Source organism: Paracoccus versutus (genome assembly GCF_000763885.1).
In the GTDB taxonomy this organism is placed as follows: domain Bacteria; phylum Pseudomonadota; class Alphaproteobacteria; order Rhodobacterales; family Rhodobacteraceae; genus Paracoccus; species Paracoccus versutus.
Window position 1 is genome coordinate 92045 of record NZ_JRKO01000007.1, and the last position, 19907, is coordinate 111951.

At 62.7% G+C, this 19907-nt stretch carries 18 protein-coding genes and 1 tRNA gene; 15 read left to right on the forward strand and 4 right to left on the reverse strand.

All coding sequences use genetic code 11. From position 1 onward, the window contains the following. Positions 1 to 59: 59 nt before the first annotated feature. The 15 genes from IT40_RS04495 to IT40_RS04560 all read left to right on the forward strand — a co-directional run bounded on the left by IT40_RS04495 (position 60) and on the right by IT40_RS04560 (position 16257). Complete coding sequence (locus IT40_RS04495; RefSeq protein ID WP_036751188.1) at positions 60 to 671, forward strand: sigma-70 family RNA polymerase sigma factor; 612 nt, start codon at positions 60 to 62, stop codon at positions 669 to 671. Between the two features lie 177 nt (positions 672 to 848). Then, entirely contained in the window at positions 849 to 1142 is a 294-nt protein-coding gene (locus tag IT40_RS29935; protein ID WP_036751191.1) for a hypothetical protein, read from the forward strand. Continuing rightward, the gene (locus IT40_RS04505; protein WP_036751193.1) at positions 1139 to 2035 is read left to right on the forward strand and encodes an ATP-binding protein; all 897 of its coding nucleotides are present in this window, start codon (positions 1139 to 1141) and stop codon (positions 2033 to 2035) included. Before IT40_RS29935 ends, IT40_RS04505 begins: the two co-directional genes overlap by 4 nt. 2 nt (positions 2036 to 2037) lie before the next feature. Beyond that, entirely contained in the window at positions 2038 to 2667 is a 630-nt protein-coding gene (locus IT40_RS04510; RefSeq protein ID WP_036751194.1) for a hypothetical protein, read from the forward strand. Positions 2668 to 2679: 12 nt separating this feature from the next. Further along, the gene (locus IT40_RS04515) at positions 2680 to 4362 is read left to right on the forward strand and encodes a DEAD/DEAH box helicase (protein WP_036751195.1); all 1683 of its coding nucleotides are present in this window, start codon (positions 2680 to 2682) and stop codon (positions 4360 to 4362) included. A 196-nt stretch (positions 4363 to 4558) separates the two neighbouring features. Beyond that, complete coding sequence (locus IT40_RS04520; RefSeq protein ID WP_036751197.1) at positions 4559 to 5014, forward strand: DUF2924 domain-containing protein; 456 nt, start codon at positions 4559 to 4561, stop codon at positions 5012 to 5014. Beyond that, on the forward strand, positions 5011 to 6336 hold the full coding sequence (locus IT40_RS04525) for a recombinase family protein (RefSeq protein ID WP_036751199.1): 1326 nt from the start codon (positions 5011 to 5013) through the stop codon (positions 6334 to 6336). Before IT40_RS04520 ends, IT40_RS04525 begins: the two co-directional genes overlap by 4 nt. Continuing rightward, positions 6333 to 6734 carry a hypothetical protein gene (locus IT40_RS04530; RefSeq protein WP_036751201.1) on the forward strand — a complete coding sequence of 134 codons (402 nt, stop codon included), beginning with the start codon at positions 6333 to 6335 and terminating at the stop codon, positions 6732 to 6734. Before IT40_RS04525 ends, IT40_RS04530 begins: the two co-directional genes overlap by 4 nt. Positions 6735 to 6793: 59 nt before the next feature. Further along, a complete protein-coding gene (locus IT40_RS04535) occupies positions 6794 to 6997 on the forward strand; it encodes a type II toxin-antitoxin system Phd/YefM family antitoxin (protein ID WP_036751203.1) in 204 nt (67 codons plus the stop codon). Positions 6998 to 7043: 46 nt separating this feature from the next. Next, on the forward strand, positions 7044 to 9047 hold the full coding sequence (locus tag IT40_RS04540; RefSeq protein WP_036751205.1) for a type I restriction-modification system subunit M: 2004 nt from the start codon (positions 7044 to 7046) through the stop codon (positions 9045 to 9047). After that, positions 9044 to 10276: a restriction endonuclease subunit S gene (locus IT40_RS04545; protein ID WP_036751207.1), complete on the forward strand. Its 1233-nt coding sequence runs from the start codon at positions 9044 to 9046 to the stop codon at positions 10274 to 10276. Before IT40_RS04540 ends, IT40_RS04545 begins: the two co-directional genes overlap by 4 nt. Positions 10277 to 10278: 2 nt before the next feature. Further along, the gene (locus tag IT40_RS04550; protein ID WP_036751210.1) at positions 10279 to 11553 is read left to right on the forward strand and encodes an AAA family ATPase; all 1275 of its coding nucleotides are present in this window, start codon (positions 10279 to 10281) and stop codon (positions 11551 to 11553) included. Continuing rightward, the gene (locus tag IT40_RS27335; protein WP_084196858.1) at positions 11540 to 12229 is read left to right on the forward strand and encodes an HNH endonuclease; all 690 of its coding nucleotides are present in this window, start codon (positions 11540 to 11542) and stop codon (positions 12227 to 12229) included. Before IT40_RS04550 ends, IT40_RS27335 begins: the two co-directional genes overlap by 14 nt. A gap of 2 nt (positions 12230 to 12231) precedes the next feature. Next, positions 12232 to 15300, forward strand: a complete 3069-nt coding sequence (locus IT40_RS04555; RefSeq protein ID WP_052095744.1) for a type I restriction endonuclease subunit R — start codon at positions 12232 to 12234, stop codon at positions 15298 to 15300. 15 nt (positions 15301 to 15315) lie between these two features. Further along, positions 15316 to 16257: a GIY-YIG nuclease family protein gene (locus IT40_RS04560; protein WP_036751212.1), complete on the forward strand. Its 942-nt coding sequence runs from the start codon at positions 15316 to 15318 to the stop codon at positions 16255 to 16257. A gap of 267 nt (positions 16258 to 16524) precedes the next feature. Here the strand turns inward: IT40_RS04560 and IT40_RS04565 are convergent. From IT40_RS04565 to phaC, 4 genes are all read right to left on the reverse strand, one after another. Further along, a tRNA-Ser gene (locus tag IT40_RS04565) sits at positions 16525 to 16614 on the reverse strand. 50 nt (positions 16615 to 16664) lie between these two features. After that, positions 16665 to 17249 carry a polyhydroxyalkanoate synthesis repressor PhaR gene (gene phaR, locus IT40_RS04570; protein WP_036751214.1) on the reverse strand — a complete coding sequence of 195 codons (585 nt, stop codon included), beginning with the start codon at positions 17247 to 17249 and terminating at the stop codon, positions 16665 to 16667. A 201-nt stretch (positions 17250 to 17450) separates the two neighbouring features. Further along, positions 17451 to 17924: a phasin gene (locus tag IT40_RS04575; RefSeq protein WP_036751216.1), complete on the reverse strand. Its 474-nt coding sequence runs from the start codon at positions 17922 to 17924 to the stop codon at positions 17451 to 17453. 113 nt (positions 17925 to 18037) lie between these two features. Next, positions 18038 to 19907, reverse strand: a 1870-nt coding sequence (gene phaC / locus IT40_RS04580; protein WP_052095745.1) for a class I poly(R)-hydroxyalkanoic acid synthase, incomplete at its 5' end; no start/stop codon positions are given.

Genomic DNA, 19907 nt, shown 5'->3' on the forward strand with positions numbered 1-19907 from the left:
TTCGCCGGTCCCGGTCACTCGGGCCGCGTGCCCGTCCACCTGGACGAAGGCGAAACTTCATGGAGCGTTTCCACCCCATTTGCGACGCGCGCTCGCGCGTCTCCCGCAACATCACCATCCGGGCCGAACGGCTGGCGCGGTCGGGCTCGGTCCCCGGCATGGACGCCGAGGACATCAAGCAGGACCTGAGTCTGCTCCTCTATCGCCGGGATGACAGGTTCGACCCCTCCCGCGGTCAGTACGACACGTTCGCAGACCGCGTTCTGGCGAACCGCATCGCCACGCTGGCCGCGCCGACCGAACGCCTGCGGGCCGAACGGGCGTGGGTTGACTTCGACACCCCGTCCGAGGGTCGCGGCACCGACGAGACGCTGCCGCTTGCAGAGACCCTGCCTGACAGTGCCATGCCGCACGCTGCCGTCGCGCGTGCACCGGACGAGGCGTTCGGGCTCGTCCGCGACGTCCGGCGCCTTCTCGCGGGGCTGACACCGACCTGCAGGGATGTCGCGCTGGCGCTGATCGACATGTCGCCGACGGAAGCGGCCGAAGCCCTCGGGATCCATCGCAGCACCGTCTACGCCCGGCTCGGCACGATCCGAAAGGCGGCCGAGGCGCTTGATCTCGCGGCATATCTCGGTGCCGCCCCGACAGTCTCGGAGGCCCGCCGGTAGGTGACAACAGGATCGGCGATGACCCGGTTCCACCAAGTTTCATGCCGGGCCCTCGGAGGAATGCAACACCCCACGCGGGGAAACACTCCGACCGCAAGCTCCAGGGCGGCGTCAGGCCCGGCAGCAGTCTTCCCGACGACCCCTGGACACCAACCGACGAAAACACGGAGCGTCACCATGTTCACGACTTCCCCCCTGAAACGCCTGCGCCAGTCGAGCTGGCTGGAGGCGATCCCCGACACGATCAACGTGCCGGCGCTGTCCGACAGGCCGAACCGTGCGGTGCCGATCGAACGCGCCACGGTGGACGACATCGAGTTTGCCCTCGTCGCCCTGGCGCGGCAGGAAACCCAGATCTACCGGCTGACGCGTGCGCTGGGCGACGTGCTGAAGATGGCGCGCCGCCAGGGCGCCTGCGGCACGGACAGCGCGATTTCGGCCGCCGCGCGCGATCTGGAGGGCGGCAAGTGAGCGCCCCCTTCGGCGCTGGGCCGCTCCGGATCATCACGGCCGACGAACGCCTGCGCGAGGCGCGCGGCATCAAGGGGGTGCTCACGGGCACCTCCGGCATCGGCAAGACCACACAGTTGCTGACCCTCGATCCGCAGCGGACGCTGTTTCTCAATCTCGAGGCAGGTGAGTTGGCCGTGCAGGGCTGGCCCGGCGACGAGATCCGCATCCGGGACTGGGAGGTCGCCCGTGATCTCGCCGCCTGGATCGGCGGCGCCAACCCAGCCATGCGAGACGACCAGTCCTACGGGCCCGGACACTTCGCGCGGGTGTGCGCCGCCTTCGGCCCCGCGAGCCAGCTCGACAAGTATGACACCGTCTTCGTCGACAGCATCTCCGTCGCCTCGCGCATCTGCCTGCAGTGGTGCAAGGGCCAGTCCCAGGCGCAGTCCGACCGCACCGGCAAACCCGATCTCCGCGCGACCTACGGGTTGCTCGGCCAGGAGATGATCGGCTGGCTGACCCATCTGCAGCACACGCCCGCCAAGAACATCTGGCTGGTCGGGCTGCTGGACCGCAAGCTCGACGACTTCGGCAAGCCCTTCTTCTCGATGCAGATCGAGGGCTCGAAGACCGGACTCGAACTGCCCGGTATCGTCGACGAAGTCGTCACCCTGACCGAGTTGCGCCCCGAGAAGGGCGAGCCGTTCCGCGCCTTCATCTGCACCACAATCAACGATTTCGGCCTGCCTGCGAAGGACCGCAGCGGGCGGCTGTCGATGATCGAGCCCGCCCATCTCGGGCGACTCATGGCGAAGATCCGTGGTCCGCGCCCCGATGGCGCTGCCCGCCTGAACTTCGATCTGCCCGCGGCCGCCACCGCACCCAATCCCCCGACGACGAAAGGAGCATGACAATGGCGAGCGACATGGATTTCAACGGCGCGGACACGCAGGACGCCGCTTTCGACCTCATCCCGGCCAACACGCTGGTCAAGGTCTGCCTCACCGTCCGCCCCGGCGGCGCGGGCCCGGAAGGCTGGCTCACCCAGAGCAAGACGAGCCCGGCCCTCTACCTCAACACCGAGGCAATCGTGATGGAGGGGCCGTTCGCGCGGCGTCGCATCTACACCCGCATCGGCTTTCGCGGAAAAGCTGCGGGCGGTCCCGGCGACGACACCTACGGCAACCGCGGGCGCGCCATGATCCGCGGCATCCTCGAATCCGCCCGCGGCGTGCGTGCCGATGACCAGTCGAACGCCGCCCGCACCGCGCGGATGATCCGTAGCCTCGGCGAGTTGAGCGGGCTGGAGTTCGTGGCGCGCATCGGCATCGAGCGCGACAAGGACAAGCCCGACGACACCGGGCGCAACGTCATCAAGGCCGCGCTCGGCGCCGACCATGCCGAATACGCTCGGGTGATGGGCAGCGTACCCCAGCCACCGCAGCAGGGTCAGTTCATCGCCTCGGGCCCGCAGCTTGCGGACAACGGCACGGGTCAGTCGGGCGCGCCGTCCTCCGGCTCCGCGCCCTTCTGGGCTCGCTGAGGGGGGACGGCCATGATTCCGCGCGACTATCAGAAGGCGGCGGTCGATGCCGCCCGCGACCGCACTGCCGCACATGGAAACACCATGCTGGTGCTGCCCACCGGGGCGGGAAAGACGGCCATTGCCGGTTTCTACATCGGCGAGGAACTGGAGCAACGCAAACACGACCGCGTTCTGGTGCTGCAGCACACCGACGAGTTGATTGATCAGAACCGCAGCGCCATCGGCACTGTCACCGGAATGCCGACTTCGGTGGTCAAGGCCAAGCAGGACGACTGGGGCGGCCGCATCGTCTTCGGAAGCGTCCAGACCCTGGCGCGCGCCAACCGGCGCGAGCGGATGGCGCCGGTCTCGCATCTCATCATCGACGAATGCCACCGCTCCGCGGCGCAAAGCTATCAGTCCATCATCGACGAGGCCCGGGCGCTCAATCCGGAGATCAAGCTGCTCGGGCTCTCGGCCACACCGGGTCGCGGCGATGGCCGCAGCCTGCGCCGCACCTTCAGCAATGTCGGCTATCATCTGAAGATCGGCACGCTGATCGGGCGCGGTCTCCTGGTGCCACCGCGCACCTACACCATCGATCTCGGCGTCGAGGACGAACTGGCCGGGCTGGGCGCCACCGCGGGCGATTTCGACATGCGCGCGGCAGACAAGGTGCTGAACCGCTCGGTGCTGAACGAGGCCGTCGTCGAACACTGGCAGGCGAAGGCGGCGGACCGGCGCACCATCTTCTTCTGTGCGACGGTTGGCCATGCCGATGCGGTAGCCGAGGCCTTCCGCACGGCCGGCGTCACGGCCGAGACGATCTCGGGCGAGATGCCATCGCGGACGCGCGCCGACCTCATCGCCCGGTTCGACCGGGGCGAGGTGCAGGTGCTGACGAACTGCATGGTCCTGACCGAAGGTTTCGACAGCCAGCCTGTCGGCTGCATCGGCATCCTGCGCCCCATGCTGCACAAGGGCACCTTCATCCAGGCAGTCGGTCGCGGCCTGCGGCGGGTCGATCCCGCGCGTTTTTCCGGCATCGTGAAAACCGACTGCGTCGTGCTCGACTTCGCGGGCGCGGCGCTCCGGCACGGGTCGCTCGAACAGGAGATCACCCTCGACGAGGACGATCCTGAGCCCGGCCAGGCACCGTGGAAACTGTGCCCGACCTGTGAGGCCGAATTGCCGCTTGGAGCATCGGTCTGTGATTTCTGCGGTCACGTCTTCACGCGGGAACGAGCAGAGGCCCGACTGCTGACCGCCTTCGACATGATGGAGATCGACCTGCTGGAGCGGTCCCCGTTCGCCTGGTGCGACCTGCATGGCGACGGCCAGGCGATGATGGCGAGCGGGTTCAATGGCTGGGCCGGGGTGTTCCATGATGGCGCGCTCTGGCACGCGCTCGGACAGCCGAAAGGCAGGGCGATCCGGCCGCTCGCCATCGGCACCCGGGTGCAGGCGCTCGCCGCCGCAGACGATTTCCTGCGCGCCACCGAGACGGGGACCGCCTCGATCAAGAGCCGTCGCTGGCTGAACGACCCGGCGACGATGAAACAGATGGACCTGCTGCAGCGCGCGGGGCACGAGGCCAATGGGCTGGATTTCAGCCTGTCGAAATACGCCGCCAACTGCCATCTGAACTTCCGTTGGAACCGCGGCGCGATCACCGCTGCCGTTCTCGGCCGTGCGGAGCGGTCGGCTGCATGAAACGCCCCAATCCGCTCCCGCCTGACCAGATGACGCCCGCCGAACGCCGTGCCGAGTTGTGCGGCCTGCTGGCGCTCGGGCTGGTTCGGTTGCGGATGCGGGATGGAGGTGAAGTATCTGACATTACTGGAGAACGTTGCCTACACTATCCGACCGACCAATGCCGTCATGCAACTCCAACTCACCGGAGAAATGCATGAACAAGCCCGATCCCGTCCCCGCGCGCCTGGCCGCGCTCAAGACCACGCCGACGCCCGACTTGAAGCAGCAGTGGCGCGACCTGTTCGACAGCGAGCCGCCGCCGTTCAATCGCCGCTACCTCGAATCCCGGCTGGCGTACCGCATCCAGGAACTTGCCTACGGCGGCCTGAAGCCGGAGACGATCCGGCGGCTGGAGCGGCTCGGCGAGGAACTGGACGGCGGCGACCGATCCAAGCGCAGTATCCGCGCCGATCGGGACCGCCCCATCACGGGCACGCGCCTCCTGCGCGAATGGCAGGGCGTCGAGCAGATCGTCACCGTCACCGCCGATGGCTTCGAGTGGCAGGGGCGACCCTACAAATCGCTGTCGGCTATTGCGCGCGCCATCACCGGCACCCGCTGGAACGGATGGACCTTCTTCGGCCTCAAGAACCACAGGGGGCGGAGATGACGAAGCCGCCGGAAAAGTCGAAGGTCGTCCGCAAGCTGCGATGCGCGGTCTACACCCGGAAATCCTCCGAGGAAGGGCTAGAGCAGGAGTTCAACAGCCTCCACGCCCAGCGCGAGGCCTGCGAAGCCTACATCGCCAGTCAGCGGTCGGAAGGGTGGGTGCTGGTCCGCGATCATTACAACGACGGCGGCATCTCGGGCGGCACGCTGGAACGGCCCGGACTGAAGCGGCTGCTGGAGGACATCGAGGACGGGCTGGTAGATGTTGTGGTGGTCTACAAGATCGACCGTCTGAGCCGCTCGCTCGCCGACTTCGCCAAGCTGGTCGAGGTGTTCGACCGGAACGGCGTGACCTTCGTCTCGGTGACCCAGTCCTTCAACACGACCACGTCGATGGGGCGGCTGACGCTGAACATCCTGCTGTCCTTCGCCCAGTTCGAGCGCGAGGTCACGGCCGAGAGGATCCGCGACAAGGTCGCTGCCAGCCGAAAAAAGGGCATGTGGATGGGCGGGGTGCCGCCCTACGGATACCGCGTCGAGAACCGGAAGCTGGTGGTCGACGAAGAAGCCGCCGCGCATGTGCGCTGGATCTTCGCACGTTTCCTCGAGATCGGATCCTGCACGGAACTAGCGCGGGAGGTAGGCGCGCGCGGGATCCGGACGCCGCGCGGCAACCGGATCGACAAGAAATACATCTATCGGATGCTCAGCAACCGCGCCTACATTGGCGAGGCGGTCCACAAGGGCGACAGCTATCCCGGCGAGCACGACGCCATCATCAACCAAAAGACGTGGGACCGCGTCCATGCGATCCTGCAGGAGAGCCCCCGGAAGCGCGCCGCTCGCACACGCGCCGAGACGCCCGCGCTGCTAAAGGGGCTGCTGTTCGGGCCCGATGGCGCCGCGTTCTCACCGACGCATACTCGGAAGGGGGATCGTCTCTACCGCTACTATGTCAGTCAGACCGTGCTGAAGCATGGTGCCGGTTCGTGTCCGGTCGGCCGCGTGCCTGCGGGCGAGATCGAGGCCGCCGTCATCGACCAACTCCGTGCCGTGTTCCGGCAGCCAGAGATTGTTGCGGGGACTTGGAAGGCGGCGCGTGCCCACGCCGACGACGTCTCCGAGGCCGACGCCCGCGCGGCGTTGCAGCAGCTCGACCCGCTGTGGGACGAACTCTTCCCCGCCGAGCAGGCGCGAATTGTCACGCTGTTGGTCGAGCGCGTCGATATCGGCGCGAACGGGCTCAACTTCCGGCTCCGGATGGACGGCCTCGGCGGTCTCGCTCGCGAGATGCTTGCTGGCGGAACCGGAGAAGCTGCATGACCCGCGAGCCGCCGATCCCCGAGACCATGACGCTCCACGTTCCGTTTCGCATCGTGAAGCGCGGCGGGCGGAAGGAGATGCTCGTGCCCGCCGGACAGACTGTCCCGCGGCAAGCGTCCGCAACGGTCATCAAGGCGCTGGCCCGAGCGTTCCGCTGGAAGCAACTCCTCGACAGCGGTGCGTTTTCGACTGTGTCGGAACTTGCGCAAGAGGAGGGGATCTCGACCACATATCTCGCGCGCATCCTCCGCCTGACCCTTTTGGCTCCCGATATCGTGGAGGGCGCGCTCGCAGGGCGGCACGAGACGGAGTTCCTTAAAGCAGCCTTGCAAGCAGATTTTCCTTCGGATTGGGAAGCGCAACGGGCGATGTCTTCGGCATTCGGCTCAGCACGTTAGCGTCTATCCATCATCTCGCATCTTGGCTAAAGTAGCTTCAACTCGGGGAGGGGCTCACCATGCAAAGCATGTCCGCGCGCGATGCCAAGAACGCCTTCGGGCGGCTGATCGACATGGCGAGGGCGGAGCCTGTCGCCATCGAGAAGTATGGCCGGTCTGTCGTCGTGGTGCTTGCTGTTGAAGAATTTGAGCGGCTGACGGCAAAGGCGAAGAAGCAGGTGGCTTCGGCCGCATCGGACAAACGCCTCGGACAAGACGACTGATCCAACACAACAACAGACCGGACAAACCGGCAGGAGACTGAACGACATGGCAAGCCACTCGGACCTGGCGAACTTGATCTGGCAGATTGCGGACCTTCTGCGCGGGCCCTATCGCCCGCCGCAATATGAGCGCGTCATGCTGCCGCTTGTCGTTCTGCGTCGCTTCGATTGCGTGCTGGCCAATACCAAGGACCAGGTTCTGGCGGAGTATGCGCGCCGCAAGGGTGGGAAGCTGGAGGACGATGCTCTCGACCGGATGCTGAACAAGGCATCCGGGCACCGCTTTCACAACCGTTCGCCGATGACGTTCCAGACGATGATCGGCGATACCCCCAATTTGGCACGCCACCTTCAGTCCTACATCAGCGGCTTCTCAGCCAACGTCCGGCGGATATTCGACTTCTTCGAATTCACCAACGAAATCGAGAAGATGGACGAGGCGAACATCCTCTACCTCGTGCTGAAAGAGTTCCTGAAGGTCGACCTTCACCCCGACCGGGTGAAGAACGATCAGATGGGCCTTGTATTCGAGAACCTCATTCGGCGATTCAACGAACTGGCCAATGAAACCGCGGGCGATCACTTCACGCCACGCGAGGTGATCCACCTTATGGTCGATCTTCTTTTCATGGATGCCGACGACGTGCTTAGCAAGCCAGGCACGGTGATGCGCATGCTCGACCCGGCATGCGGCACGGGGGGCATGCTTGCCGAGGCACAGCGCTACATGCGCGATCACCACAAGGAAGCGAAGCTCTACGTCTACGGCCAGGACTACAACAAGCGCGCCTTCGCGACGGCCGCATCTGACATGCTCATGAAGCAGGTTGACCACAACGGCGGCGGAGAGAACGTCCAGTACGGCGACAGCTTCACCGATGACAAGTTCGAAGGACAGACCTTCGACTACTTCATTGCCAACCCACCCTTCGGCGTGGACTGGAAGAAGCAGCAGAAGGAAATTGTGCGCCGGCACGAGAAAGCCCCGCAGGACAGCCCGTGGAGCGCTGGCCTGCCCCGCGTGAATGACGGTTCCCTGCTGTTCCTGCAGCACATGATCTCGAAGTTCGAGGACTTGGATCCCAAGGCGCAGAAGTATGGGTCGCGGGCGGCCATCGTGTTCTCGGGCTCACCCCTGTTCACCGGAGGCGCAGGCGGTGGCGAAAGCAACATCCGCAAGTGGATCATTGAACGCGACATGCTCGAGGCCGTCGTCGCTCTGCCGGAACAGATGTTCTACAACACCGGGATCGGCACCTACATCTGGATCGTCACCAACAACAAGCCCGGCCATCGCAAGGGCACGATCCAACTGGTCGACGCGCGCGACATCTGGATGCCCATGGGCCGCAGCCAGGGCGACAAGCGCCGCAAGATCGGCGCGGGCAAGGCGCCCGAAGGGGATGATCGCCCGGACGAACCCGATCAGATCGCCGAGATCGTGCGGCTCTACGGTGGCTACGCCCAGAACGCCAAGTCCAAGATCTTCGACAACGCCGATTTCGGCTATACCCGCGTCACAGTTGAGCGTCCGCTGCGGCTACGCTACCGGATGACGGTCGAGGACAAGGCCCGCTTCCTCGACGCGGCACCCCATCTGCTCGACGACATCCAGGCGATCGACCAGGCACTGGGGCGCGAGCTGGAACTGGACTGGAACAAGGTCTGGGGCAGCATCGAGAAGCTGTTGAAAAAGCGCGAGTCCCGCTGGCGCGCGCCCGAGGTCAGGCTGTTCCGCAACGTATTCACCGAAAAGGATGCGGATGCCGAGCGCGTCAAGGCGGGCAAGGGATTCGAGGCTGACCCCGACCTGCGCGACTTCGAGAACGTGCCTCTGAAAGAGGATATCGACGCCTACTTCGCGCGCGAGGTTCTGCCGCATGTTCCCGATGCCTGGATGGACCGGAGCAAGAACAAGGTCGGCTATGAGATCAACTTCAACCGCCACTTCTATCAGTTCACGCCGCCCCGCAGGCTGGTCGACATCGACGCGGACCTGAAGAAGGCGGAGGACGAAATCCTGCGGCTTTTGCGGGAGGTGACGGAATGAGCGCTTTTCCTCATAAGCAGCTCAGATTCTTGTTTTCGATTTCAAGCGGCGCCACACCGGAGAGTGGAAATTCTGCGTTCTGGGACGGCGACATCAATTGGGCAACGCCCGAAGATGTCAGTGGCAGCTCGAAGACCCTCTCATCGACGAAACGAAAGATAACAGAGGAAGGCTTTGCAAGCTGCAGCGCCAAGATGGCGCCTTCCGGCACGATTGTGCTGACCAAACGCGCACCGATTGGGCAGTTGGCGATTTCAGAGGTCGAGCTTTGCTGCAATCAAGGTTGCTTCCTTTTGGAGCCGACACCTGATGCCGATAATGAATTCTTCTATTATTGGTTGAGCGTTCAAACCGGATATCTGCAAGTGTTGGGGCGGGGATCCACATTTATGGAACTTAGTTCCGATGAGATAAAGGCGATTCAAGCGCCCTGCATCCCTGTCACTAAACAAAAGCAGATCTCAAACTTTCTCAATCGCGAAACCGCCGAGGTCGACGCCCTGATCGCTGCCAAGCAGCGGTTGCTTGGTCTGATGGCCGAGAAGCGGCGCTCCATCGTGGCCGAAGCCGTCATGCGCGGCCTCAACCCTTCCGCGCCCCTGCGCCCATCAGGCATCGATTGGCTTGGCGATATCCCTGCGCATTGGGAGATCGAGCGGTCGCGCTGGCTGTTCACGGAGCGCGACCAGCGATCCCCGACTGGCGAAGAGGAAATGCTTACGGTCTCGCACCTTACCGGTGTCACCCCCCGGTCCGAGAAGGACGTGAACATGTTCGAGGCCGAAAGCACGGCTGGCTACAAGCTGTGCTTCGCCGGGGACTTGGCCATCAACACCCTCTGGGCCTGGATGGGCGCCATGGGCACCGCCCGCGTCGATGGCATCGTCAGCCCCGCTTACAATGTCTATACCCCAGGCTCGCGCCTGCTGCCCGACTACGTCGATGCGCTTGTCAGGATCCCAGTATTCGCGCAGGAAGTTACCCGCTATTCCAAGGGCGTCTGGTCTTCCCGACTGCGACTCTACCCCGAGGGCTTCTTCGAGACCTGGTGGCCCGTGCCACCGCTCGATGAACAGCAACAGATCGTCGAAAACATCAGCGCCGAGACCGCCAAGATCGACCGCCTGCGCATCGCGACCGAGAGCTCCATCGCCCTGCTGAAAGAGCGCCGCGCAGCCCTGATCGCAGCCGCTGTGACCGGCCAGCTCGAAATCCCGGAGGCGGCTTAGCCATGCGGATACGCGAGCTCACAATCCAGAGCTATCGGGCCTTCGGCGAACAGCAAACCTTCTTGTTCTCCCCGAGCTTCACTGCCATCGCCGGGATCAACGGTCGTGGCAAGACGTCGCTCTTGGACGGGTTGGCGCTTCTGGCATCGCGCATACTGCCACATATCTCTCCTGCGCGCAGCGGCTATCGGACTCTCGGCCCGCTCGACCTGCACGACGGTCATGGACCACTGTCGCTGTCCATGAAGATCAACTGCGGTGATATCCCGATCGAGTTTGGGGTCTCACTCGACGAAGATTCAAAGTCTCCCAGGGTCACGAAACTCCCACCAGCAGTCAAGAAGGCCGCTCGCAACATCTATGGCGACCCGACCCGGGCCGATGATGCCGCGCCTTTGGTCGTGTTTTTCACGACAGATCGCGCCGGATATCGTCTTCCCAAGAAGCTGCCGACTGCGGTGCCACGGGGCCAGGCTGCGGCTTATGCTGGTGCACTGTTCAACAGGACGGTAAATTTCCGCGACTTCATGGCCCGCTATCACAGTGCAATTGTTATCGAGGACGAAGAGACACGCCGTAATCCAAACTATATAGGTGACCGGGCTGTTGGCGCGATATCCGAAGCGCTGACAACCTTCTTGGGTGGATTTCGCAATCTTCGTGTCGAGCAGACGCCACTTCGGCTTCTCATCGACAAGGACAACCAGAGCTTCGACATTTCCCAACTGTCGGACGGCGAGCGTTCATTTCTCGCCCTAATCTGCGACCTCGGCCGCCGCCTCGCGCTTGCGAACCCCGAGTTGACCAACCCGCTGCATGGCGCTGGCGTTGTGTTGATCGATGAAATCGAACTGCACCTACACCCCAGGTGGCAACGGGAGGTCCGCGACAAGCTGCTCGCAACATTCCCCAACGTTCAGTTTGTGGCCACCACGCACTCACCCTTCGTTATCCAGTCGATGAAGCCGGGTGAACTGATCAACCTCGATCCGGACGAGTTTGCGGAATACTCGGACAAGAGCATCGAGGACATCTCCGAGAACGTGATGGGAGTTGATCTTCCTCAGAAGAGCAAACGCTATCGGGATATGATGAAGGCGGCAGAGGAATACTTCACCTTAGTGCGCCAGCCCTCGCCTGATCGCACGCTGTTGGCGTTGGCAGAGTCGCGACTGAACGAGCTCTCGGTTCCATTCAGTGATGACCCCGCCTTCCAGGCGCTCCTGAAGCTGGAGAGAAAAACCAAAGGGCGCGAGGGTGGCGATGCGTCCAGTTGAACGAGGAGCGGCCCCCAAGGTCTACGCGAAGTACCAGGATGCCGGTCCAGATCTTCAGGCGCGGCTGGGGGACTACTGTAGCTACTGCGAGCGGCAAATTGAGACCAATCTGGCTGTGGAACACGTCCAGCCGAAATCGCTGGAACCGGCGCTGGGAAGCACATGGACTAACTTCCTGTTGGGTTGCGTTAACTGCAACTCCAGTAAGGGCGATCAGCCAGTGTCGGTGCCGGACTTCCTATGGCCGGACCTCGACAACACGCTTCGCGCTTTCGAGTACCGTCCGGGTGGCTTGGTCAAATCAAATTCCGCGCTGGACCCGGCGATCAGGGCTAAGGCCGACGCACTTATTACGCTTACCGGCCTCGACAAGGATCCGGGAAACCCATCACCAGCTAGGCGACCAACTGATGCGGACAAGCGCTGGCTCCGGCGACAGGAAGCTTGGCAGAAAGCCGAGCGTTGCCGGGCTATTCTTGAATCGCAGGATACCCCAGAAACACGCGAACTGATTGTTGAGGTCGCCAAGGGAAAAGGCATGTTTTCAATATACTGGGTCCAATTCTCTTATGATGCTGACATGAGGAGGAGATTTCGCGAGGCCTTTGTTGGGACAGCTCCTCAGTGCTTTGATCACGCCGATAACATTCAGCCCCGACCCGGAGGCCAAGTCTAACCATGAATCACGCTCGACATTCAGAAGGAGCGTTCGAAACCATCATCGAAGCCACGATGCTGGCGAATGGTTCCGTGCCGGAACCTGCGTCGGGATTCGATCGTGATCGCGCCATCTTCCCGGAGACCGTCCTTTCCTTCATCCGCGACACACAACCGAAGGAATGGAAGGCTCTGGAGGCGCTCCATGGGGAAAAAACTGGCTCCCAAGTCCTTGCCGATCTGACCAAGTGGATGGACCGGGAGGGCTCTCTGGCCACCTTGCGTCACGGCTTCAAGTGTTACGGCAAGACCCTGCGGGTGGCATTCTTCAAGGCGGCGCACGGCCTGAACCCGGAGCTGGAAGCTCGCTACGCCGCCAACCGGGTTGGGCTCACGCGGCAATTGCACTTTTCAAAGACCTCCGAAAAGTCCCTGGACGTGGCGCTGAGCGTGAATGGCGTTCCAGTTGTATCGGTCGAACTCAAGAACCCGATGACCGGACAGACGGTCGAGCACGCCTTGCACCAGTACCGGCATGATCGCGACCCACGCGAGCCGATCTTTGAGTTCAAGCGGCGCATGCTGGTTCACTTTGCTGCCGACACGGATACGGTGTTCATGACCACGCGGCTTGCGGGTGCGGCCACCCACTTCCTGCCCTTTAACAAAGGCAACAACGGTGGCGCTGGCAATGCGCCCGACCCCAAGGGGAGAAGTTACCGAACGGCGTATCTGTGGGAAGAGGTGCTGCAGCGAGACAGCCTTCTCGACCTCCTCGCGCGCTTCATTCATCTCCAGGTCGAGGAGAAGCGCGACGACCAAGGGCGAAAGGTCAAGAAGGAAGCGATGATCTTTCCGCGCTACCACCAGCTTGAAGCGGTCCGGTCTTTGGTCGACAAAGCGCTAAGAGAAGGGGTGGGCAACAACTATCTGATCGAGCACTCGGCCGGCAGTGGAAAGAGCAACACCATCGGCTGGCTGACGCACAGGCTTGCATCGCTACATGACGACGTAAACGCGCGGGTTTTCGATAGTGTGATCGTCATCACTGACCGCGTGGTCCTAGACAAGCAGCTACAGGACACGATCTACCAGTTCGAACACAAGCACGGCGTTGTCCAGAAGATCGACGAGAACTCGCGTCAGCTGGCGGAAGCACTCGAAAGTGCCGTGCCGATCATCATCACCACCCTTCAGAAGTTTCCATTCGTCTCGCGTCAGTTGACCAAGATCGCCGAAGAACGAGGAGAGGCCGACGGAGGTGTGCTGAAGATGCGCCGCTGTGCAGTGATCATCGATGAGGCGCACAGCTCGCAGGGCGGCGAGACGGCAACTGACCTGAAGGAAGTTCTCGGCGGGCAAGGCCTTCGCGAAGAGGCTGCTCGAGCCATGGCCGCCGATGACGAGGACGACATGGATGAGCTGTATCGGTCCATGGCGAAACGCGGAAGGCAGGCAAACCTGAGTTTTTTCGCGTTCACGGCTACGCCGAAACACAAGACGCTCAAGGTGTTCGGGCGCGACGGCAAGCCCGCTCATCGCTACACAATGCGCCAAGCGATAGAGGAAGGCTTCATTCTCGACGTGCTGAAGCACTACACGACCTACGCCACCTATTTCCGACTGCTCAAGGCAAGCGAGGACGATCCGAACGTCGAGCGGAAGAAGGCGGCACGCGCTCTAGCGCGATTCCTCAAGCTGCATCCTCACAACATTGCCCAGAAAACCGAGGTGATGATTGAGCATTTCCACGCCGCGACGCAGCACAAGATCGGTGGCCGGGCCAAGGCCATGGTGGTGACGGGCTCGCGGCTCGAGGCTGTTCGCTACAAACAGAGTTTCGATCGCTATGTGAAGGAGAAGGGCTATGCCATCAAATCGCTGGTGGCCTTCTCAGGCGTAGTCACGGACGACAAGCTGAAGGATGTCACCTACACGGAGGAGGGCATGAACTTGGGTGTCCGTGAGAAGGAACTGCCCGAGGTCTTTGCCACGCAGGAATATCAGGTGCTCCTCGTTGCCGAGAAGTACCAGACGGGCTTCGATCAACCCTTGCTGCACACCATGTATGTCGATCGGCGACTTGCCGGCATCCAGGCGGTGCAGACACTGTCTCGCCTGAACCGAATCCACCCCCTAAAGGAGGACACGTTCGTCCTCGATTTCGTCAACGAACGCGATGAAATCCGCGAGGCGTTCAAGACCTACTACGAAGGCGCGGAGGTCGGCGAAGACGTCGACCCTGCTCGAATGTATGAGATCAAGGGTGAGCTCGACGCTGAAGGTGTCTACGTCGTCGCCGACCTTGAGCGTTTCAGTGCGGTATATTTCAAGCCTCGCCAGCGCCAAAGCCCGAACGATCATCAGTTGATGAATGCTGCACTTGATCCGTGCGTCGCCCGTTTCAAAGACCTTCAGGAGGACAAGCCCGACGAGGCCGAGCTTTGGCGCGGCAAGATGATGGCCTTTTCCAGTCTCTACGCATTCCTCAGCCAGATTATTCCCTACCAGGACACGGACCTCGAACGCCTCTATGTTTTCCTGCGCCACCTCGCGACTAAACTGCCGAAACGCGGCGCCGGGCCGTCCTACCAGTTCGATGACGAGGTGCGGCTTGAATACTACCGCCTGCAAAAGATCAGCGAAGGCTCGATTAGCCTGAATGATGGCGAGGCCAACCGGCTCGATGGCCCATCCGAGGTCGGAACCGGTGTCCTTCACGAGGAAGCGGTGTCGCTCTCGCGACTCATCGATGTCGTCAACGACCGGTTCGGCACCGACTTCAATCAGGCCGACCAGCTGTTCTTTGATCAGATCGTGGAAGCGGCGATCTCTGATGCTGCGCTGAAGCAAGCGGCGGCCGTTAATCCGGGCGACAAGTTCGAGCTCGTCTTCAAGAACTTGCTTGAGGCGCTATTTGTTGAACGCATGGATCAAAACGAGGAGATTTTCGCACGGTTCATGAACGACAAATCGTTTCAGAAGGTCGTGTCTGGTTGGCTGTCTTCGGAGGCTTATCGCAAGCTAAACACCTCGGCTGAGGCTCAAAGCAACGGGAACCGTTACACTTCCCTGCCGAACCTTCCATGAAAGGCGTTAGCCGAGTTGAAGCCCCGTTCGATAAACATTTTCCTTCTTGATGGCGACCCAAACGGTATTCGGGTCGCTCAGATTTCCATGTCGACCATTCAAGCAATTGCCTTTCGAAGGAATCAGCTTCGGCGAGTAAGGGAGGCGTTTCCAGAGATTGAACGTCCTGGTGTTTACCTGCTCATTGGCTCAGACGAAAATGAACCCGACAGGCTGATCGCCTATATCGGCGAGTCTGAAGGCATTGGTTCGCGGCTTTACACCCACAATTCAAATGACGCAGGTCGTGACCCGAAGGCTTACTGGACCGATACCGTTGTACTCATCAGCAAAGATGAAAATCTGACAAAGAGCCACGCGCGATATGTGGAAGCTTGCCTAATCCGTGCGGTTGGAGGCAATCCACGCTGGCACGTCCCAAACAGCAAACGTCCTTCCGAAGATGCTGGCAAGCTCCCGCTGCCCGACAGGGCGGCCATGGAGGAGTTCGTCGACCAGACCAAGACGCTTGTCGGTGCTCTCGGATGGGATCTGTTCCGTGAGATGCGCGGCAGGACCGCTGAACCGCTGGAGCAACTGGCTACTACCGCAGACGATCCGAGCCCGGTTTTCTTCTTCAGGGGGGAAGGCTTCTCCGCGGAAATGATGATCTCTCAATCGGGCGACTTTGTCGTGAAGGCAGGTTCCAAGGCCCGCGCACGCACTACTCCCACTATCCCCAAGGGCACTCTCGCGCTTCGGGAGACGCTTCTGAAATCGGGCGTCCTTCGCGCAGACGCCAGCACGTTGGTCTTCGCCAGCGATTACAGTTTCACATCAGCGTCTGCAGCAGCAGCAACAGTCATCGGAGCCAGCGCGAACGGACGCATACTGTGGAAGCTAGCCGATGGGCGATGCTACGCAGACTGGGAAGCAGAGGGCACGCTGCCCCAAGGCGAACCTGAGTCGAATGGATGAAGCGGGGTTGGATCACGGTCCCTTTTGCATGCGGATGGAATTCGCGAACGGTTGCCGCACAGAATGAAATTTATATGCATGAAATCATATCGTTAACCCTCTGAACCATAGGGGTTTGGTTGACGGGTCCAGAGAAAAACTGCCCTGAGAGACGGCCTTCAGCTCTGCAGATACTCGGCCGGTTGACAGATCTCCCCGCATAACCCTCGAAAACAACGAGAAAATCCGGCCGTAGCCGGATCGGGAGAACGCTTTTGCGGGGGCAAGTGGCGGACGGTGAGGGATTCGAACCCTCGAGACGGTTCCCCGCCTACACACTTTCCAGGCGTGCGCCTTCGACCACTCGGCCAACCGTCCGTGGCGGTTCGTCTAGCGCGACGGGCGGCGGGGTGCAAGTCGCAGTTCTCTCAAAGCTTCGAAATCCGCTTCTGCAATTCGGCAAGCTGGCGGCGGATCTCGGCCATGTCCTCGGGCGCGGAAGCCTTCTTGCCGCTGCGGGTCTCGTCCGTCTCGGTTTCCTCCATCTCGGGGCCGCTGCTGCCCGCGCCCCAGCCCGCCGCCATCGCCTTCAGGAACAGCTGCTGCTGGCGCTGGAGCGCCTCGAAACCCGGCATCGAGGACATCGGGTTGGGGAAGGTCGACAGATTCTCCATCATCTTCGACTGGCCCTCGCGCAGCATCTCGAAACTGGCGGCCAGGAATTGCGGCACCACCGATTGCGCCTGGGTCGTGTAGCTGCGCACCAGGTCGATCAGCACGTCGATGGGCAAGACGTTCTCGCCCCGGCCCTCGTGCTCGGCGATGATCTGCAACAGATATTGCCGGGTCAGGTCGTCGCCGGTCTTGAGATCGACGATGCGCACCTGCCGCCCGGCACGGATGAAGCCCGCAATATCCTCAAGCGTGACGTAATCGCTGGTCTCGGTGTTGTAGAGGCGGCGGCTCGCATAGCGCTTGATCAGAAGCGGGGTCGTGTTCTCGGGCTCAGCCATGGCTCCTCCGGCAGTGCATTTGCAGCATGATGGGAAATGGCCCGGAAAAATGCAAAGAAAATCGCCATGCTGCGCCGGAAGCAGGGGGCGAGCCCCGGATCGGGCCCAGATCGAGGCCCGGCCGGATACGAACCGGGCCCGGCCATGGAAAAAGGGGGCAGCGAACTGCCCCCCTTCGTCTGGAACCGCAAGGGCCTGCGATCAGGCCTTGGTCACGGTGCTGGCCGAGGTCGCGGCGGCAGCGGCTTTCTTGACCGCGGCCTGGGTTTCGCGGCTGGCCTTTTCGGCGGCCTTCTGCGCGTCGGCGGCCAGGTCCTTGCCGGCGGTCAGCATCAGGTCGACGGTGTCCATCTGGACCTTCTTCGCCACTTCGGCAAAGGCGGCCATGTGCTCGGCAGCCATTTCGGCGGCGGCGGTGGCGAAATCGCTCAGCGCCTTGGCGTATTCGGCCGGCTCTTCCTTGGACGAGGTCAGCTCACCCATGCGGGCGATGGTGTCCTTGGCCCACTGGGCCGAGATCTCGGTCGAACGCTCGGCAGCGGCCAGCGCGACGCGGGCCATCTTCTCGCCCAGCGCGGTCTGCGACTTGAAGGCGTCCTGGAACGACGAGGTGTCGACCGGGAATTTCGCCATCACTTCTTGCAGGGTCTTGGTGAAGTCAGGGGTCTTGGCCATTTGCTCTCTCCTAGATCGGCGCGAAGCTTCGGCACCGGTTGAACTGTTCTGACCAACATATACTTTCTGCACCGCAGCATTGCAAGGTTTTCTTGCTGCGGTGCAGAAAAATTTTACGCCCGCTCGTGGACGTAGAGGCCGGGCGCGGGGCCGAAGCCCTCGCCCGGATCGCGGGCCTCGACCATGTCCCCCGCCCGCCGGGCCAGCCATTCGCCCCAGCGGCCCCACCAGCTGCCCTCGTGGTGCTGCGCCTTGTCCAGCCAGTGCTGCTCGCCCTGCTGGAAGCCGGCATCCGAGGTGTAGTGGCCATATTTCTTCTTGCTGGGCGGGTTGACGATGCCGGCGATATGGCCCGATTCGGACAGGATGAAGGTCTTGTCCCTGGAGCCCATCTGCGCGATGCCGCGCCAGCTGTCCTTCCAGGGCGCGATATGGTCGGTCTCGCAGGCGATGGCGCAAAGCGGCACGGTCACGTCGCCGACATGCAGCCGGTGGCCCATCAGCTCGAACCCTTCCTTGACGAAGCGGTTCTGCTGGCACAGCCCGCGCAGGTATTCCACCGCCATGCGCCCCGGCAGGTTGGTGCCGTCGCCGTTCCAGAAGAGCAGGTCGAAGGCCGGCGGCGTCTCGCCCAGCATGTAGCTGCGAATCGCCGGCCCCCAGACCAGGTCGTTGGCGCGCAGGAAGCTGAAGGTGCGCGTCATCAGCTGCGCCCCCAGGATGCCGGTGCGCGCCGCCTCCTCCTCGATGCCCGAGACGAAATCGTCTTGCAGATAGGCAGTGAACTCGCCCTGGTCGGCAAAGTCGGTCAACGCGGTGAAGAAGGTGGCGGCGTTCACCCGGTCGTCGCCGCGCTGCTTGAGAAGCGACAGGGTCAGCGCCAGCGTGGTGCCGGCGATGCAATAGCCGACCGCGTTCAGCTTTTTCTGGTCGGTCAGGTCCAGCACCCGGTCCATCACCTCCAGATAGGCACTGACATAATCGTCCATGCCGGTGTCGCCATAGCTGGGATCGGGGTTCTTCCAGGCCACCACGAACAGCGTATGGCCCTGGTCCACGATCCATTTGATCAGGCTGTTCTGCGGCTTGAGGTCGAGGATGTAGAACTTGTTGATCCAGGGCGGAAAGATCACCAGCGGGATCTCATGCACCTGCGCGGTGGTGGGCTTGTACTGGATCAGCTCGTAAAGCTTGGTGCGCGCGACCACCGTGCCCTCGGTGGTGCCGATGTTCTCGCCCACGCGGAAGGCGTCGCGGTCGGCCAGCGACACGATCAGCTCGCCGCTGTTCTGCTCGACGTCGCGCACCAGGTTCTCGAGGCCCCTGACCAGGCTTTCGCCCTCGGTCTCCACCGCCTTTTCCAGCGCGTCGGGATTGGTCGCCAGGAAGTTCGTCGGCGCCATCATGTCGATCATCTGGCGGGTGAACCATTCGATCCGGCGCCGGTCGGTCATCTCGGGCAGGTCCAGCGCGCTTGCCGCCTCCTGCAGGGCCTGGGCGTTGATCTGGTATTGCCGCTTGATGAAGTTGAAGAAGGGATGCGCCTCCCACAGCGGGTTGGCAAAGCGCCGGTCCCGCGGCCCCTCGCTGGGCGGCGGCGTCAGCGTGCCGCGGGCGAAGGCGGCCTGGGCCTCGGCGAAATGGCGCAGCGTCTCGCCCCAATAGCTGACCTGCTGGCCGATCACCCGCTCGGGCTGCTCGGCCAGAAGCTTGATCCAGGCCGAGGTCGCGGTGGCGAAAAGGTCGGGGCCCGGCATCTCGACGCCGGGATTGGAGGGGCGGCGCTGCGCCAGCGCGCTGATCAGGCGCTGGGTCAGCGATTCGATGCGCTCGATGTTCTGGGCCAGCTGCTCGGGCAGGCGGCTGCCGGCGCCGAAGGCCGCCTCGACGAAGGCGGCGGTGGCCGGGCTCGGATGCGGCTCGGCGGCGGGGACGGGGGGCTTGTCGGTCCCGGCCGGGGCGGGCGCAGGGGCGCGGGGCGCG

Bases quoted from the DNA above. Each gene is read 5' to 3' on its own strand.
- IT40_RS04495 (WP_036751188.1), top strand. From the start codon at position 60: ATGGAGCGTTTCCACCCCATTTGCGACGCGCGCTCGCGCGTCTCCCGC.
- IT40_RS29935 (WP_036751191.1), top strand. From the start codon at position 849: ATGTTCACGACTTCCCCCCTGAAACGCCTGCGCCAGTCGAGCTGGCTG.
- IT40_RS04510 (WP_036751194.1), top strand. From the start codon at position 2,038: ATGGCGAGCGACATGGATTTCAACGGCGCGGACACGCAGGACGCCGCT.
- IT40_RS04515 (WP_036751195.1), top strand. From the start codon at position 2,680: ATGATTCCGCGCGACTATCAGAAGGCGGCGGTCGATGCCGCCCGCGAC.
- IT40_RS04520 (WP_036751197.1), top strand. From the start codon at position 4,559: ATGAACAAGCCCGATCCCGTCCCCGCGCGCCTGGCCGCGCTCAAGACC.
- IT40_RS04525 (WP_036751199.1), top strand. From the start codon at position 5,011: ATGACGAAGCCGCCGGAAAAGTCGAAGGTCGTCCGCAAGCTGCGATGC.
- IT40_RS04530 (WP_036751201.1), top strand. From the start codon at position 6,333: ATGACCCGCGAGCCGCCGATCCCCGAGACCATGACGCTCCACGTTCCG.
- IT40_RS04535 (WP_036751203.1), top strand. From the start codon at position 6,794: ATGCAAAGCATGTCCGCGCGCGATGCCAAGAACGCCTTCGGGCGGCTG.
- IT40_RS04540 (WP_036751205.1), top strand. From the start codon at position 7,044: ATGGCAAGCCACTCGGACCTGGCGAACTTGATCTGGCAGATTGCGGAC.
- IT40_RS04545 (WP_036751207.1), top strand. From the start codon at position 9,044: ATGAGCGCTTTTCCTCATAAGCAGCTCAGATTCTTGTTTTCGATTTCA.
- IT40_RS04550 (WP_036751210.1), top strand. From the start codon at position 10,279: ATGCGGATACGCGAGCTCACAATCCAGAGCTATCGGGCCTTCGGCGAA.
- IT40_RS27335 (WP_084196858.1), top strand. From the start codon at position 11,540: ATGCGTCCAGTTGAACGAGGAGCGGCCCCCAAGGTCTACGCGAAGTAC.
- IT40_RS04555 (WP_052095744.1), top strand. From the start codon at position 12,232: ATGAATCACGCTCGACATTCAGAAGGAGCGTTCGAAACCATCATCGAA.
- phaR (WP_036751214.1), bottom strand. From the start codon at position 17,249: ATGGCTGAGCCCGAGAACACGACCCCGCTTCTGATCAAGCGCTATGCG.
- IT40_RS04575 (WP_036751216.1), bottom strand. From the start codon at position 17,924: ATGGCCAAGACCCCTGACTTCACCAAGACCCTGCAAGAAGTGATGGCG.